Raw genomic sequence first — 14,098 nt, 5'->3', positions numbered from 1 at the left:
CCATCACCGACCTCGCGCACCCTCACCCACCCCCACCACCTTCATCCACCTCATCCGGGAAACGCCGCACCATGTCTCTCACTGACAAGATCACCCAGGCGATCGCCGCTCCCGCTACGGACGACGCGTTCGACGTCCACTCCGAAACAGCCGCCGTCCTGGCCGGCATCGGGCTGAAGCCCGAGGACACCGGCGGCGCGATCACGTACTACGGAGCCGATCCGGTGGTGCCCAGCACCCTGCGGCTCGGAGCCGCCTCCGGCATCGCCCTCGTCGCCAAGTCCGCCGCCATCGCAGCGCTGTGGCGGCAGCGCGGCGGCCCGGGCCAGGACATCACGATGGACCTGCGGGTGGGCCCGCACCGGCTCTGCCCCTTCTACGACCAGAAGTGGGAGCTGCTCAACGGCTACCCCGCCGGCACTCCGTCCATCCCCAACATGGCCTACGCCAACGCGTTCTACCGGACGGCCGATGACCGCTGGATGATGCCGTTCAACATCTACCCCAACATCAAGCAGGCCGCCCAGAGACTGCTCGGCGCACCGGAGGTGCCCGAGGCCGTCGCCGCGGCCATCGCCAAGTGGGACGCCCGCGAGCTGGAGAGGGCCGGGGCCGAGGCGGGCGCGGTGATGCCCATGGTCCGTACGCCGAGCGAGATCCTGGCCGAGCGCCAGTACACCGACCACCTCGCGCACATGCCGCTGGTGGAGATCACGCGCATCGGAGACAGCGCGCCCGAGCCCCTGCCCGAAGGCGCGACGGCGCCGCTGGACGGGGTGCGGGCGCTGGGCATGGGCCACATCATCGCCGGCGCCGGCGCCGGCCGGGCGCTGGCCCTGCACGGGGCCGACGTGCTCAACCTGTGGCGGCCCAACGAGCTGGAGCATGACGTCACCTACCGGACGGCCAACGTCGGGGTCCGTTCGGCGACGGTGAGCCCGTACACCCCCGAGGGGCTGGCTCGCATCCATGAACTCCAGGCGGGGGCCGACGTCTTCTTCGCCAACCGTCGTCCCGGCTTCCTGGAGGCCATCGGGCTGTCGGAGGACGAGGCGATCGCCCGGCGGCCGGGCCTGGTGTACGCGACCGTCTCGCTGAACGGAAGGAGCGGCCCCTGGGCCGACTACCTCGGTTTCGACCAGACCGCGGGTGCGCTGACCGGGCTGCTGCACCTGGAGGGTGACGGCGACATGCCGGCCCTGCCGCCGATCACGGTGGTCAACGACTACCTGGTCTCGTGGTTCATGACCGCCGGCATCGTAGAAGCCTTGCGCCGGCGTGCTGTCGACGGCGGCAGCTACCGTGTCCACGTCTCCCTGTCCCGGGTCGCCCTGTGGATCCTGAGTATGGGTGTCTTCGACAAGGCGTACGCCACCGCGATCGCAGGCACCGGCGAGGAGCACGCCTACCCCGCCCCGGAGACCTTCACCGCCCAGACCCCGCTCGGGCACTATCAGGGAGTCACCGACCAGGTACGGATGTCCGAGACGCCGGGCGCGTACCGGCAGATCCTCCTCCCACGCGGCGCCTGCCGCCCGGAGTGGCTGCCCCACGCCTGACCTCCGGTCACCCTCTCTGAACTGCCCGGCCGAATCGGCACCACGGACCGATCCGGCCGGGCTTGGTCCCTGCTCAACCTCTCCGACCGCAGCATCCGCCACAGCGGCGTCCATGTCGGCGTCATCAGGTGAGGATCAGTTGCCCCGGTGACAGCCGTTATGGCATGCGACGCCCACGTGGAAGGACGTCTCGAACGGGGGAGAGGCCGAGGTCCTGAGAAGTACTCCGTCTCCAGGCCTGGGGTGTCCTCCAGGGCATCAAATTCGGCAACGTGACCGGCCGACAGGCGCCAGTAAGGCGCTGATCCGGCGGCGGTGGCGATAGCCGGGCTCTTGTGGACGGCGGTTCAGGCCACGAGCAGGCGCAGGCCCAGCTCTGCCGCGTCGAGGGCGGCGAGGTCGCGGTTGCGCTCGGTCCACCGGCCCGAGGAAAGGTCGTCGCGGAGGCTGTCCACCGCCCGCTGCTCGGCCTGCGGTCCGACTCTGGTCCATACCGATACCGCGCGGCGTACACGTTCGTCCAGGTAGGCCTCGGGCCGGCGCCAGTGGGCCTCGAAGAAGCCGTCAGCACAGTCCCACGGGATGAGTACCGGCTCAGCGCGGCCTCCGATCGCACGGGTCATGTCGGCCAGTGAAGGCCATCCGGCGAGAAGGTCGGCGAATTCGGGCAGGTAGTCGCGGGTGAGCCAGAACCGCTGAAGCCAGCCGGGGGTACTGGCGTCGTATGTGAAGACCACCACGCGGCGAGCCACGCGCCGCATCTCGCGCAGCCCGGTGACCGGGTCCGGCCAGTGATGAACGGTGCTGACCGCCATCGCGGCATCGAAGGACTGGTCCTCGAAGGGGAGGCTCTCCGCACTGGCGGCCACACAGGGCGCCGCGCTCGCGGGACGCAGTGCCCGCATGACCGCCGACGGTTCCACCGCCGTGACGTCGCGGTCCGGGGGCTCGTAGGAGCCGGTGCCGGCCCCGATGTTCAGTACCGTCCGGGCATCCCCGAGCGCATCCCAGACCTTGGCGGCGATCCGAGGCTCGGTGTGCCGCGTCGCCGGGTATGCCGATCCGATGGACTCATACAACTGCGCGCCGAATACCTTAAGTTGTTCCTCCGGCGTCGTCCTGATCCCCATCGTCCGTGCCTCCAGTTCCTTGTCGATGGCCGTCACCATGGCGGTAGCCCGGTCGCGCTGCTCCAGCAGCATGCCCCGCAGCCGGCGCAGGTGCGCGACCGCATCGGTGGCCGGGTCGTCCACCAGATCCGCTATCGCGCGCAATCCGAAGCCCAGCCGCCGGTAGCCGAGTACCTCCCGCAGTCGTTCCACGTCGCCCGCCGAGTAGGCCCGGTATCCGGCCCCGGTCCGCGCGGACGGCTGTACGAGGCCGATCTCGTCATAGTGATGCAGCGTGCGGACGCTCACGCCGGCCAGCTCGGCCACACGTCCCACGGTCAGGTGCTTTTCCACGCCACAGACAATGCGGCATGACGCCACGTGAGGGTCAAGCGCTTCGCCTTCGGCCCACGCGGGGATGAGTGCTTCGTGATCAAGTTGGGCACGGCGAGGGCCGTGAGGAGAACGCCACCTACCCGATCCCTGCGACGTCCTCGAGACACCCGAGGTGCCGCGCTGACCGTAAGCTCAGCAGTGCCGGGCCCGGCACTGCTATGGGCACCGGTACAGCCCGACGGCTTGGGGCCGGCCGGGCCTGGTCACCGGGCGTGGGTTCCGCGAGCTCGCTGTCCTCCAGCGCCGCGGGTGTGCCTTGCGCTTCGTCACGTGCGGTCGAGGCCATGGCTCTCGCCTCCCTCACGTTCCCGATCGGTTGGGCGGCGTGGCACTTCCACCGCTGGCTGTAGGCCGAGCGCAGGCCTACACTCACTCCCCATGCCGCCTGCGAAGACGTCGTACGTCTGCTTGCCCTGCCGGGCTTCGTACAAGCAGCGCCGTCCCGGCCGCCACGACCTGGCGGACCGCCCGTGTCCGCGCTGCGCGCGTCCCCTTATCCACGTGGGCGCCGCCTTCGCGCCCCCACGCCGACGGGACAAGGCCGCCTGGCGCACGCTGTCGTTGCTGCTGCAGGCAGGCATCCGCTTCCACATGGGCTGCACCGACGGCCCGGGCTACCGCCCCCGCACCATGGGCGAGGTACGCGAACGCCTGACGTACGCCAGGCACCACGAGGTGCCGGCTGAGCAGGCACTGGTGCTGCGGGAGCCGCCGCAGCGAAAGCGGTCGCGTCCGGTAATCCCGCGCTGATGCGCATCGCTTGCACCCTCATCTGCTACCGCCGACTCACCAAATGAGACGACCTGCAAAACGGGCAGAAAGCGACGATGGAATTACGGAGGTTGAACCGGCGATAGCGGCTGGATCAACGGGTGGTACAGGCCGACGACGGCGAAGTCCTCGAAAGAGCGTAGGTAGGCAGCTGCACGACCGTCAGCCACTCCGCGTTCTGTGCGGCGCATTCCCGTATTCACCAGCTAGATGGACGTTGAGATTTTCCCAGACCCGCACGAGGGGGCGCCAAGCCGGAAAGCACAGCACGTCGGCCACGAACATCCGCCCCCGGCCCGCACCCCACACTCACGTCGCCTCGCTGGAAGCATATCCGTCAGTGGGTCTCGATGCGCTTAAGGTCGGCCTTGTTCCGGGCGACGGCCTCCAGCGGCCCGTACCCGGCGGCTGACTCCTCACCCTCGGGCAGATCCCCCCCGCCACCAGAGCTCGGCAGCCACGAGGCGACAGAGCAGGCGATCCGTCAATCCGTCGATCCGTCGATCCATCAGACAGGCCGTAGCCCGGTCACCGGGCCCGGGAAAGCAGGATGAACGCATCAGGCGATCCGGCCAAATTCCGCAGCGCTTTTTAACCGAGGGAACTCACATCGCCACCGTTCGTGCCTCGCCGGCGCCCTATCCACGCTAGCCGAAATGCGCCCTCGGTATTCACCCGTTGGTGGCGGCCGTGACGGACCGTCCTTCGGGCAGCGTCTGGCAGGGTTGGACGGGACCCGTGACCCGGGACCGGGGCCCTACCGATAGGAGCAGTGCGATGGCCGATCCGGCGGCGACGGCAGACGTACAGGACTTTGTGAAGTTCTGTGTCTCACTCACCGGCTTCACTGCATTCGATCTGTACGCGACCGATATGGCCGGGGCGTATTTGGACACCGCGCGCGGCCAGGTGGGGCCGGAGCCCTTCGAGACGTTCTGGACCGCGTGGAAACAGGCGGTCACGGGCGGCGGCGGGCCACAGGACCTGACGCCAACCCACCGGGAGGTGGCCCGCGCCCTGGTCTACCTCTGGTACACCGGCGCCTGGCCCCGGCTGGCTCCCGCCGCCCACGCCGACCTGCGGCGCGAGAAGGCGAACGCGGAGTTCGTGGTGGCGCCGGAGGCCTACGTGGAGGGGCTGGTGTGGCGGACCTTCCACGGCCATCCTTCGGGCGCCAAACCGCCCGGCTTCGGCACCTGGGGAGTCAGACCGCCCGCACCGCCCGAGGTCCAGGAGCTGCGTGACAGAGTCGGCGTGCGTGACGTCGCCTACCGCACCGGCCTTGATGCCGAGGTCTCGCCCGAGGACATTCCCGCCCACCTGCTGCCCGGCTTCCGAGCCGGACGTCATGTCCCGCCGTCCAAGGTCCCCGTGGCCACGGCCCCCGGCACGGTCGACGAGGGCAGGGCATGACGGAGTACATCACTGCCGACGCCGCGGCCCGCCGCCGCTACGACATCGTCATCGTCGGCGCCGGCTGGGCCGGCAGCGCGCTCGCCCAGCGGCTGGGCGACAAGGGCTGGCAGGTCCTTGTCCTGGAGGCCGGAAACGGCGGCACCGACACCTGGCCCGGCTTCCTGGACACCCTGTCCACCTTCCGCTCCGCCGTCGCGAAGGTGCCCAACTCCGCCTACCGGCCCAACGTCGCCGCACCCTCGCCCAACGTCCTGGACCTCGCACCGGTGCGCAATCCCCGGCCCGGAGAGCCGGAGTTCACCGCGGGCGGCTACTTCGTCCAGAACGGGCCGCTGCCGTACGGCACTGATTACCTGCGCGCTCTGGGCGGTACCGCCATGCACTGGCTGGGTGCCGTCCCCCGCATGCGCGACGAGGACTTCGAGACCCGCACGCGATACGGGTACGGGCGCGACTGGCCCATCAGCGCCGCGGAGCTCCAGCCCTGGTACGCCGAGGCCGAACGGCTCCTGGGCGTCGCGGGCAACGGGCAGGAGCAGCACGACCTCGGCGTCGTCCACGACTCCCGCTACGAGTACCCGATGCAGGAGATCCCGCGCAGCTACATCGACCGGTACTGCAAAGAGGCGGTGGAGGGGGAGGTCATCACCGATCCCGTGGCCGAGCGGGACTACGTGCTGACCCTCTACGGCCTGCCGCAGGCCCGCAACTCCACGCCCAACCCCCGCTACCGTCCCGATGCCGCCTTCCGGGTCCAGGGTGCGGTCGGTCTGCCGAACTTCGGCGAGCGCTGCGTGGGCAACGCCAGCTGCGTACCGATCTGTCCCGTCCAGGCGAAGTCCCTGCCCCTGCGTATCCAGGCGGCCTTCCCGGGCTCCGTCACGGTGGCAAACCGCTGTGTGGTCACCCGGGTGCGCAGGTCGGGTGTGCGCAGCGTGTCCGGGGTGGAGTACCGCACGTATGCCGACCCGGCCTCGCCCGTCAGTCACTCGTACGTCGTCGAGGCCGACGTAGTGGTGCTCGCCGCGCACGCCATCGAGAACGCCCGGCTGCTGCTCTTCTCGGAGCTGGCCAACCGGAGCGACCAGGTGGGCCGGAACCTCATGGACCACCCCACCGTGCTCAGCTGGGCCCTCGGCGCGGAGGGAAAGGGGCCGGTCGGGCCGTTCCGGGGGCCGGGGCACACATCCGGCTGGGAGGTTTTCCGTTTCGGGGAAGGGCGCCGCAGCCGGGCTCCTTTCCGTATCGAGATCGGCAACTGGGGCTGGGGCTGGGCCACCGGGGCACCGATGAGCAACGTCGCCACCGCCCTGGGCATCGGCGGCGACGAGCACGGCGAAGTGCGGCCGGACGGTGTCTTCGGCCCGGAGCTGCGCCGGCTGCTGGGTTCCAGCGTCGGCCGACAGCTGCAATTGCAGCTCGCCGTGGAACAGTCGGCCGACCCTGGAAACCGTGTCACCCTCGATACCCACCGCCGCGACGCCATGGGAAACCCGCGCCCCGTCATCACCTACGACCTCAACGAGCACGTCCGCGACGGCGCACTGGCCGCCCGGGCGGTGGCTGGGGAGATCTTCCACCGTATGGGGGCGGACGACTTTACCAACCATGCGCCACGGAACGGCGTCCCCCCGCTGGGGCACTTCGTCCACAAGGGTGCCGACCTCGCCTACAGCGGGGCAGGCCACGGGGCCGGTACCCACATCATGGGCAGTGACCCGGCGACCTCGGTGGTCGACGTGGACCAGAAGACCCACGAGTTCGACAACCTCTACGCCGTGGGCTGCGGCAGCATGGCCTCCATCGGTACCAGCAACCCCACGCTCACCATGATGGCGCTGGCCTTGCGCAGCGCCGAACGGATCCACGACTCCCTGGCCACCGCCCGCCGGCCATTCGTGATCCGCACCCCCGACAAGACGGAGGCGACGGCGTGATCACCGCGACCGAACTGCACGAGAGGGGCTTCCGCGTCCCGCAGGACCTCGGCGAACTGCGCACCTTCCTCCAGGCCGCGATGGAGGTCGAGCACCTGACCATCCCCGTCTACATGACCGGGATGTACACCATTCGCCCCGGCACGAACCGCACCGCCTACTTCGCCATCCGCAGCGTCCTGATGGAGGAGATGCTGCACATGACGCTGGCCGCCAACCTGCTCAACGCAGTCGGCGGCAGTCCCCGGGTGGGCCGCGCCGAGTTCGTAGGGAAGTACCCGGCCAAGCTCCCCTTCAGCAGCGACGACCTGCCCCCGGTGCCGCTGCTGCACTTCTCGCCCGAGGCGCTGAGGACGTTTCTGCGCATCGAGCAGCCCCGCTCGATGACACCCCCGCCGCAGGAGGGCTCCGGATGGACCTCCATCGGCCAGTTCTACGACGCCCTGCGGCAGGGCCTGCTGCAGATCGTGGACAGGGAGGGCGAGCACACGGTCTTCCCTCCGGGCCGCGAGCACCTCCAGGTGGGCCCGGACGACTTCTACAACTCCGGTGGCGAGGTCTTCGCCGTCCGCGACACCAAGTCCGCCCTCCTGGCGCTGCGGGTGATCAGCGAGCAGGGCGAGGGCGTGAGCGACACCATCTGGGACAGCAACGATCTGATCTTCAAGGAGGAGCGGACGCTCGCCCACTACTTCCGCTTCAACGAGATCTACACAGGACGCAGCTACGGCCCGCACGACCGCCCCAAGGACCTGCCCAGCGGACCGTTGATCGATGTCAGCTGGGAGGACTCCCATCCCGTCCATGGCGACTCGAAGGTCGCTTATTACGAGCGGTTCGCCGCGACCAGTGACGTCTACGCCCAGGCTGTGGAGTTCAACTCCCGGTACGCGGCCATGCTCACCTGCCTGGACCGTGCGTTCAACGGCAAGCCCCGCGTCATGGCCCTGGCGGTGCCCACCATGCTGGAGCTGCGGGACCGGGCCGCACAGCTCCACCACAACCCGCACCCCGATCCGGCGCTGGCGGCGCTCGGCATCTTCGCCAGCCCCACCTTCGAGCTCGGTCGGCCCCAGTTCGATGCCGCCGCGCAAGCGGTCGATGCCGACATCGCCCTGGCCGGCCTCGAAGCCGGCGAGCCCGTTGACCTGTCCGCCCTCACTCCTGCCACCGGCGAGACGTTCGCCTGAGCGGACGTGGTCGGCGTACTCTCGGCCTCAGCTCGCCTGTGCTCAGGGTCCGTGAAGGCTACGAAGAGATCTTCCGGCTCGTGGTGGTCGGTGCGTGCCGGTCACAGACTCCGCAGGAAGGGGAGCGAGGGCATGAAGAAATACTCGCCGCCCTTCATGGTCACGGCCTCTGCCGGAGCAGGGACTTCCTGCCCCGCCTCCTCGCCCCACACCTGTGGCCAGGTCGCCGGTATGCGGTCGCCTTGTCCGATGACCGGGTCGAGGCCGGGCGCCGGCTCACTGCCGAATTTCGGGAATCTGGAACTGTTGGCCCAGTTGAGCTGCGTGAACTCGAACTGGTCGACCAGGTTGGAGTTGAACGCCATGAACAGCAGGCCGACGCCGCCTTCGGGCGGCTCGTCGCCGGGGCCGTCGGTGCGTTCCCCGTAGGTCTGCCCGCGCCGCGCCATCAGGTGCCGGCGCTCCGCCTTCGGCGGCTCGAAGCCGCCGGAGCCGCGCGGGTTGGTCTTGCGGATGTGGGCCTGGAAGGGGCACTTGTCGGCGGCGCCGTCGCCGGCGTAGGTGAAGTCGTTCATCACCGGGCTGTGCGCTCCGGGCGTGGCCTGCAGGGTGAGCGGCGTGCCGTCCTTGAAGCGCCCGACGAGCATCGCACCGGCCCGCTCCCGGTCGCCGTCCCTGAGGTTCAACGCATTGGCGAGGTCGTCTTCTGCCTTCCTGAACGCCCGGACGTTCTGCTCCAGCTTGCGCAGCACGAAGTAGCTGCCGAAGTCCGTCGCGTTGTTGGGAGCCAGCGGATCCTCGACGAGTACGCGTCCCAGCGGCTCCTTCGGATCCCATATGGAGGTTCCGCCGTTCTGGCTCTCCTCCTCCAGGTCCTCTTTGAGGAACAGCGGCTGGCTGCGGCCGTCGACATATCCGAAGTGCTCGATGCCACGACCGGCCGCATCGCGCAGGGCGAGGCCTGTCTCCCTGCCGATCACATTGATCGAGCTCGTCCGCAGATCCTCGATCTCCTGGACTTTGGTGCTCACCGAACCGGGTTCGGCGCCGCCGACCAGGACGATGGCGTGGATCTCCTTCTGATAGGCGCCCTCCCACTGTGTGGTCGGCGGGTCTTCCAGATCGGCCTCCTTCATCCCCCTTTTGAAAGCCGCATCCTTGAAAGCCTCATCGACGGCTTGCTCGGACAGGCCCAGCCGGAGGTATCCGCCCTTCGTCAGCCCGACCCCGACATAGGGTGATGTGTCTGTGCCTGATTCGCCGTTCGACTCGCTCTGCTTGTGGTCCTTCACTTCCTGAAGCTGTGTCTTGGCCGACTTCATCAGCGGGGCCAGCCTGGTCAGGAATGTCCGGGCTTCCGTGGGGTCTTCCGGGCCCTTGTCGAACTGCAGCAGCAGGATGCGAAGGTGATCGCGTACGTGGCCCTTCAGAATATTGGCCTGCAGATTCTGCAGCATCGTGTCGGCATCACCTGTGGCGTTCTCCCACGACAGGGGATCCGTACTCGTGAGGGAGACGGGCATACTGACCCCTTCCATTTCCATAGAGTGTGGAACCTGATGTCTTTCCGGTCCGGCCGGCCTGCAGGTCGGCCGGTGCCCGGAGCAGAGGCCCTCATCCGTGCGGGTGGGTCCGTCTGACCTGGGTCAGTCGGAGGCAGGAGAAGCTGTCGTGGACGGTGCAGGACCTGATGTCCAGCCTGGTGGATTCTTTGGTGATGTGCGAACTGGCTATGGCGTCCTCAGTTGCTCCCGACTGCCGACTTGCGTTCGCCGGAGCATGAGGTTGCCCGACGGTGTCGCGAGTGAAGGCGGGCTCCAGGGGCACCGTCACTCTTCTACGGCCTGCTCCGCGAGGGCCGGCCTCTTCGGTTCGTACTCCGGCGAGCCGCGGCCGAACAGGTGAAAGTGATAGCGGTCTACAGGGGAACTCCTACCGGGCGCGCGCCGTGTTTCACAATGAATCAGAATCCCCGCGAGTGAGAAGGAGAGCACTGTGTCCACAGTTCTCAACTACCGAAGCAATGCGATCGTCGAACTGATGCGGACGCCCGCCGAGGAACACGACGAGTCGTGGCTTAAAAACGCGTTGCAGCAGGCGGTGCTGCTCGAGCTGGCGACGCTTCCTCCATACTTGTGCGGCCTCTGGTCGATCGAGGATCCGGACCGTGAAGGCGCCGTCTCCGAAACGATCAAGGAAATCATCTTTGATGAGATGTCCCATATGGGCCTGGTCTGCAACATGCTCACAACCATCGGCGGCGCGCCCCGTATGGCCGACGCGGCACTGGTGCCGAAGTACCCCGGACCTCTACCCGGCGGTGTTCGGCCCGAGCTCTCCGTTTCCCTCACCGGACTGACCAAGGAGTCGGTCGACATGTACTCCCAGATCGAGAGGCCTGACGACCCCGTCGTCGAGGATGCGGAAGTCCGTACATCCATCGGGGCCTTCTACACGCAAATCCTTGAAGCGTTCCGGAAGCAGCCGCAGCTCATCAAGGGAACCAAGCAGGTCATCAGGGACATGTCGCACCACGGAAAGGGGAACGATGTCGTCGCACTCGCATCGCTGGATGACGTAGAGGCCGCCATCACCATCATCAAGGAGCAGGGTGAAGGGACTGCCGCGTCGCCGGACAACCCGTTCCCGGGGCAGCCGGGGGAGCTGGCCCACTTCTACTCCTTCCGGGAGATCTTCCGCGGCCAAAAACTGATCCTGGTGTCAAGCGACCCACAGCAGTTCGACTTTCAGGGCGACGAGATTCCCATGCCGCGAACCTCCCGCATGGGGACGGTCCCCAGCGGTGGCTGGGAGCAGGGAGGGGTTCCGGTCTCCAGTGAGGTGCGCGGGCTCCTCGACACCTTCAATCAGCACTACAGTTCGATGCTTCGGTTCCTCGAACAGGCCTGGCAGGCGGATCCGTCAAGTACGCCATCGCCGACACAATTGCTGAACCAAGCCGTCAAGGCGATGCGCAAACTGGAGGATCCGGCGCGGCGGCTGATGCAGATCCCGCTGCCGGATGACAGTGGGATGGCCTTTGGTCCGGAATTCCGGTACGTCGAGGCCGGAGGGTGAGAGGAGAGCGGAACGGCACACCAACGGCAAGCGGCTCGTGAACTGGAACAGCAGGAAGTGTCTGGCCGTCCCCGGTGCGAGCGCCGCTGATACCCGACTTTGCCTCGCCGACCCCCCGCCGAGGATCTGTGTCGGTCCTGGAAGGGCCCACCTCACCCGTGCTCTCGGGCTGACCCGGGACTTTCAGAAGGTCACCATCCATCCTTCTCGCCGGCGCTGCTGGCCCGTGTAGGCGACGCCGTGGGCCTTGACGCCCTCGGGGTCGAGCAGTGTGACCGTGCCTCCGCTCTTGCCGAGGCGGAAGCCGCCACCATCGGAGACGGCCGTGGTGTCCCCCGGGGCGAGAACCTGCGCGGGAAGAGGCAACAGGTCCCTTCGCCGTCACGCCGACATCCGGGAGCGCAGCCCGTCAGCGTCACGAGGCAACACCCCACCACACCGCCCACGGCACAAACCCGCCCACGGCACGACCCCGACCGCAGCTGGCCCGACCGCAGCCGGCCCGACCGCAGCCGGGCACAGCCAGGCCTCCGGCCCGGCGTCGGCGCCGGGGTGCGGCTGCCGAGACACAGGCGGACACCGATACGGCGACGGCGAGCGGGCAGGCTACCGCCAGCACACCGGGCCCGGCCAACCATCGCACCGGGCGCAGGGCCGGGACTCGGCGCAGAAGGGTACTCACCGGATAGGCGGCGAAGCCGGGGGCCGGCAACGCCGGGGCGAGCCAGGCAGCGCCGTCCGGGTTGCCGTTCTGCGTCAGGTCTGCGAAGGGGGAAGCGGGCCCCACGGAGCGTACGCGGACGGCGTGCGCCGGCGGGGCGGCGCGCTTTGACCCGCCCGGGCACGTACGCGAGGTCGCGCCCGGCCGCCGACGGCCCGGCGAACCACCCGGCAAGCCCTCCGGCGCTGCCGGCCCTCCGGGAGGGAGGCCGCATGTCCAGTCCCCCCGCCTGCGTCTGCTGGTCAGCGGCTCGCTGAATACGACGATGAGCAGGAGTTGACCGCCCTGCGGTGGGAGCGCACGCTGAGAATACGAGGTAAACATCGGAAGTAGGCACACATACCGCGTATGTACGCCCCGGGTGTGCATCCGCCCGTCCACTCGTCATGTGAGCGCGCCGTCCCCCTGGCCGGGTCGGCATGGCCGGGCCGGGCCCGACGGCGCCCGTGAGAGGCCCGTCATGTCCAGCGAGTACACCATCCTGCGTGTCCGCGTCACGGCCAAGGACGCCGACACCCTGCGCGCCCTGCTGAGCGATTCCCGCCCCGATGTCGGCGGCCGGATCCTTGAGAACGAGGACGGCAGCCTCACCTTCGACGCCTACGTGACCCCCGAGCAGGGCGAAGCCCTGGCTCGCGAGGGCGTGTCGGCCGTGACCGTCGAGGACGCCACCGCCACCGGACGCGCCCGCCAGGCCGAGGTCGGCGAAGGAGACCGGTACGCCCCCGAGGACGAGGTCCCGCAGGGACTCGCCCTCAAGGTGCGGGACAGCTAGGAGGGAAGCCATGCCGTACCTGAATGTCACCGAAGTCGAATCCGGCGTGACCAGCCTGGCCGCCGCGTTCCCGACGGCGGACCTCATCGAGCTGCCCGAGCCGACCTTCGAGGGCAGGACCTGCCACGCCCTGCGAATCAGCACCCACCCCCCGGAGCCGAAGCCCGCCGTCGTCCTGATCGGGGGTGCACACGCCCGCGAATGGGGCAGCTGCGAGATCCTGGTCAACTTCGCCGCCGACCTGCTGCAGGCACACGCCGGCGGCACGGGCCTTGCGTACGGCGGCACGAGCTTCACCTCCACGCAGGTGCGCACGGTCCTGGAGGAGCTCGACGTCGTCGTCTTCCCGCTCGTCAACCCGGACGGCCGGCACTACAGCCAGACCGTCGACCCCATGTGGCGACGGAACCGCAATCCGGCCCAGTCCGGCGGTAATCCGGCCGCGATCGGCGTCGACCTCAACCGCAACTACGACCACCTCTTCGACTACCGGACTGCCTTCCACCCCGCCGCCCCGGTCCGCGTCTCGGACGACCCGGCCAACCCCGACCAGGTCTACCAGGGCCCCGAGCCCTTCTCGGAGCCGGAAACCCGCAACGTGCGCCGGCTGCTCGACCACTTCACCCGTACCCGCTGGTTCGTCGACGTCCACAGCTACACCCAGAAGATGCTCTACGTGTGGGGCGACGACCATAACCAGTCCGTCGACCCTGCCAAGAACTTCCGCAACCCCCTCTTCGACGGCAAACGCGGACGGAAGGACGGCTTGCTCTACGCCGAGTTCATCGAGGAAGGCGACGCGGACGACTCGGCCGTGCTCGCCGAGCGGTTCTGCGAGGCCCTGAAGGGCGTACGAGGCAAGGAGTACACCCCGCAACCGGCCTTCGACCTGTACCCGACCTGCGGAACCAGCGACGACTACATCTACGCACGCCACATCCTCTCGGGCCGGGAGGAGGAGAAGGTCCTGGCCTTCACCGTCGAGTGGGGAATGGCCTTCCACCCGCCGTGGGCGGAGATGAAGAAGATCGTCCTCGATGTCGACGCCGGCCTCGTGCAGTTCTGCCTGACCGCTCTCGCCTAGTAGGGCTTGGTCAGGTCGGTATGAGTGTGGGTATGTCGCGGTGACAGGTGGGGCAGGCGCCG

11 protein-coding genes are annotated in these 14,098 nt (G+C 68.5%); 8 read left to right on the top strand and 3 right to left on the bottom strand.

What is annotated here, in order from left to right; genetic code table 11:
* Positions 1-71: 71 nt before the first annotated feature.
* On the top strand, positions 72-1,559 hold the full coding sequence (locus NQU55_RS25715) for a CoA transferase (RefSeq protein ID WP_256791233.1): 1,488 nt from the start codon (positions 72-74) through the stop codon (positions 1,557-1,559).
* Positions 1,560-1,906: 347 nt separating this feature from the next.
* Here NQU55_RS25715 and NQU55_RS25710 read toward each other — a convergent pair whose 3' ends face one another.
* Entirely contained in the window at positions 1,907-2,995 is a 1,089-nt protein-coding gene (locus NQU55_RS25710) for a MerR family transcriptional regulator (RefSeq protein WP_256791265.1), read from the bottom strand.
* A gap of 447 nt (positions 2,996-3,442) precedes the next feature.
* On the opposite strand from NQU55_RS25710, the gene NQU55_RS25705 reads away from it, so the two are divergent.
* The 4 genes from NQU55_RS25705 to NQU55_RS25690 all read left to right on the top strand — a co-directional run bounded on the left by NQU55_RS25705 (position 3,443) and on the right by NQU55_RS25690 (position 8,378).
* Entirely contained in the window at positions 3,443-3,814 is a 372-nt protein-coding gene (locus tag NQU55_RS25705) for a deoxyxylulose-5-phosphate synthase (protein WP_256791232.1), read from the top strand.
* 798 nt (positions 3,815-4,612) lie between these two features.
* Positions 4,613-5,248, top strand: a complete 636-nt coding sequence (locus NQU55_RS25700) for a hypothetical protein (RefSeq protein WP_256791230.1) — start codon at positions 4,613-4,615, stop codon at positions 5,246-5,248.
* Positions 5,245-7,188: a GMC family oxidoreductase gene (locus NQU55_RS25695; protein WP_256791229.1), complete on the top strand. Its 1,944-nt coding sequence runs from the start codon at positions 5,245-5,247 to the stop codon at positions 7,186-7,188. Before NQU55_RS25700 ends, NQU55_RS25695 begins: the two co-directional genes overlap by 4 nt.
* A complete protein-coding gene (locus NQU55_RS25690; protein ID WP_256791228.1) occupies positions 7,185-8,378 on the top strand; it encodes a ferritin-like domain-containing protein in 1,194 nt (397 codons plus the stop codon). Before NQU55_RS25695 ends, NQU55_RS25690 begins: the two co-directional genes overlap by 4 nt.
* 101 nt (positions 8,379-8,479) lie before the next feature.
* On the opposite strand, the gene NQU55_RS25685 is transcribed toward NQU55_RS25690, so the two are convergent.
* On the bottom strand, positions 8,480-9,901 hold the full coding sequence (locus NQU55_RS25685; protein WP_256791227.1) for a Dyp-type peroxidase: 1,422 nt from the start codon (positions 9,899-9,901) through the stop codon (positions 8,480-8,482).
* Between the two features lie 472 nt (positions 9,902-10,373).
* Here NQU55_RS25685 and NQU55_RS25680 point away from each other — a divergent pair, with 472 nt between their 5' ends.
* On the top strand, positions 10,374-11,456 hold the full coding sequence (locus tag NQU55_RS25680; protein WP_256791226.1) for a ferritin-like domain-containing protein: 1,083 nt from the start codon (positions 10,374-10,376) through the stop codon (positions 11,454-11,456).
* 183 nt (positions 11,457-11,639) lie between these two features.
* Here NQU55_RS25680 and NQU55_RS25675 read toward each other — a convergent pair whose 3' ends face one another.
* Positions 11,640-11,822 carry a hypothetical protein gene (locus NQU55_RS25675; protein ID WP_256791225.1) on the bottom strand — a complete coding sequence of 61 codons (183 nt, stop codon included), beginning with the start codon at positions 11,820-11,822 and terminating at the stop codon, positions 11,640-11,642.
* Between the two features lie 815 nt (positions 11,823-12,637).
* On the opposite strand from NQU55_RS25675, the gene NQU55_RS25670 reads away from it, so the two are divergent.
* Together NQU55_RS25670 and NQU55_RS25665 are read left to right on the top strand one after the other, a co-directional pair.
* Positions 12,638-12,952, top strand: a complete 315-nt coding sequence (locus NQU55_RS25670) for a hypothetical protein (RefSeq protein WP_256791223.1) — start codon at positions 12,638-12,640, stop codon at positions 12,950-12,952.
* Between the two features lie 10 nt (positions 12,953-12,962).
* Positions 12,963-14,036 (top strand): M14 family metallopeptidase, encoded by a 1,074-nt coding sequence (locus NQU55_RS25665; RefSeq protein ID WP_168096507.1) that lies wholly within the window; start codon positions 12,963-12,965, stop codon positions 14,034-14,036.
* The last annotated feature ends 62 nt before the right edge of the window (positions 14,037-14,098 follow it).

Origin of the sequence: Streptomyces telluris, from assembly GCF_024519335.1 — a bacterium.
Classification (GTDB): Bacteria; Actinomycetota; Actinomycetes; order Streptomycetales; family Streptomycetaceae; genus Streptomyces; species Streptomyces telluris.
The sequence above is the reverse complement of the archived record's forward strand: the minus strand, read 5'-3'. Positions and strand labels throughout refer to the sequence as shown.

Excerpts from the sequence above, each read along its gene's own strand:
- NQU55_RS25715 (WP_256791233.1), top strand. The coding sequence starts at position 72 with ATGTCTCTCACTGACAAGATCACCCAGGCGATCGCCGCTCCCGCTACG.
- NQU55_RS25705 (WP_256791232.1), top strand. The coding sequence starts at position 3,443 with ATGCCGCCTGCGAAGACGTCGTACGTCTGCTTGCCCTGCCGGGCTTCG.
- NQU55_RS25700 (WP_256791230.1), top strand. The coding sequence starts at position 4,613 with ATGGCCGATCCGGCGGCGACGGCAGACGTACAGGACTTTGTGAAGTTC.
- NQU55_RS25695 (WP_256791229.1), top strand. The coding sequence starts at position 5,245 with ATGACGGAGTACATCACTGCCGACGCCGCGGCCCGCCGCCGCTACGAC.
- NQU55_RS25685 (WP_256791227.1), bottom strand. The coding sequence starts at position 9,901 with ATGCCCGTCTCCCTCACGAGTACGGATCCCCTGTCGTGGGAGAACGCC.
- NQU55_RS25670 (WP_256791223.1), top strand. The coding sequence starts at position 12,638 with ATGTCCAGCGAGTACACCATCCTGCGTGTCCGCGTCACGGCCAAGGAC.
- NQU55_RS25665 (WP_168096507.1), top strand. The coding sequence starts at position 12,963 with ATGCCGTACCTGAATGTCACCGAAGTCGAATCCGGCGTGACCAGCCTG.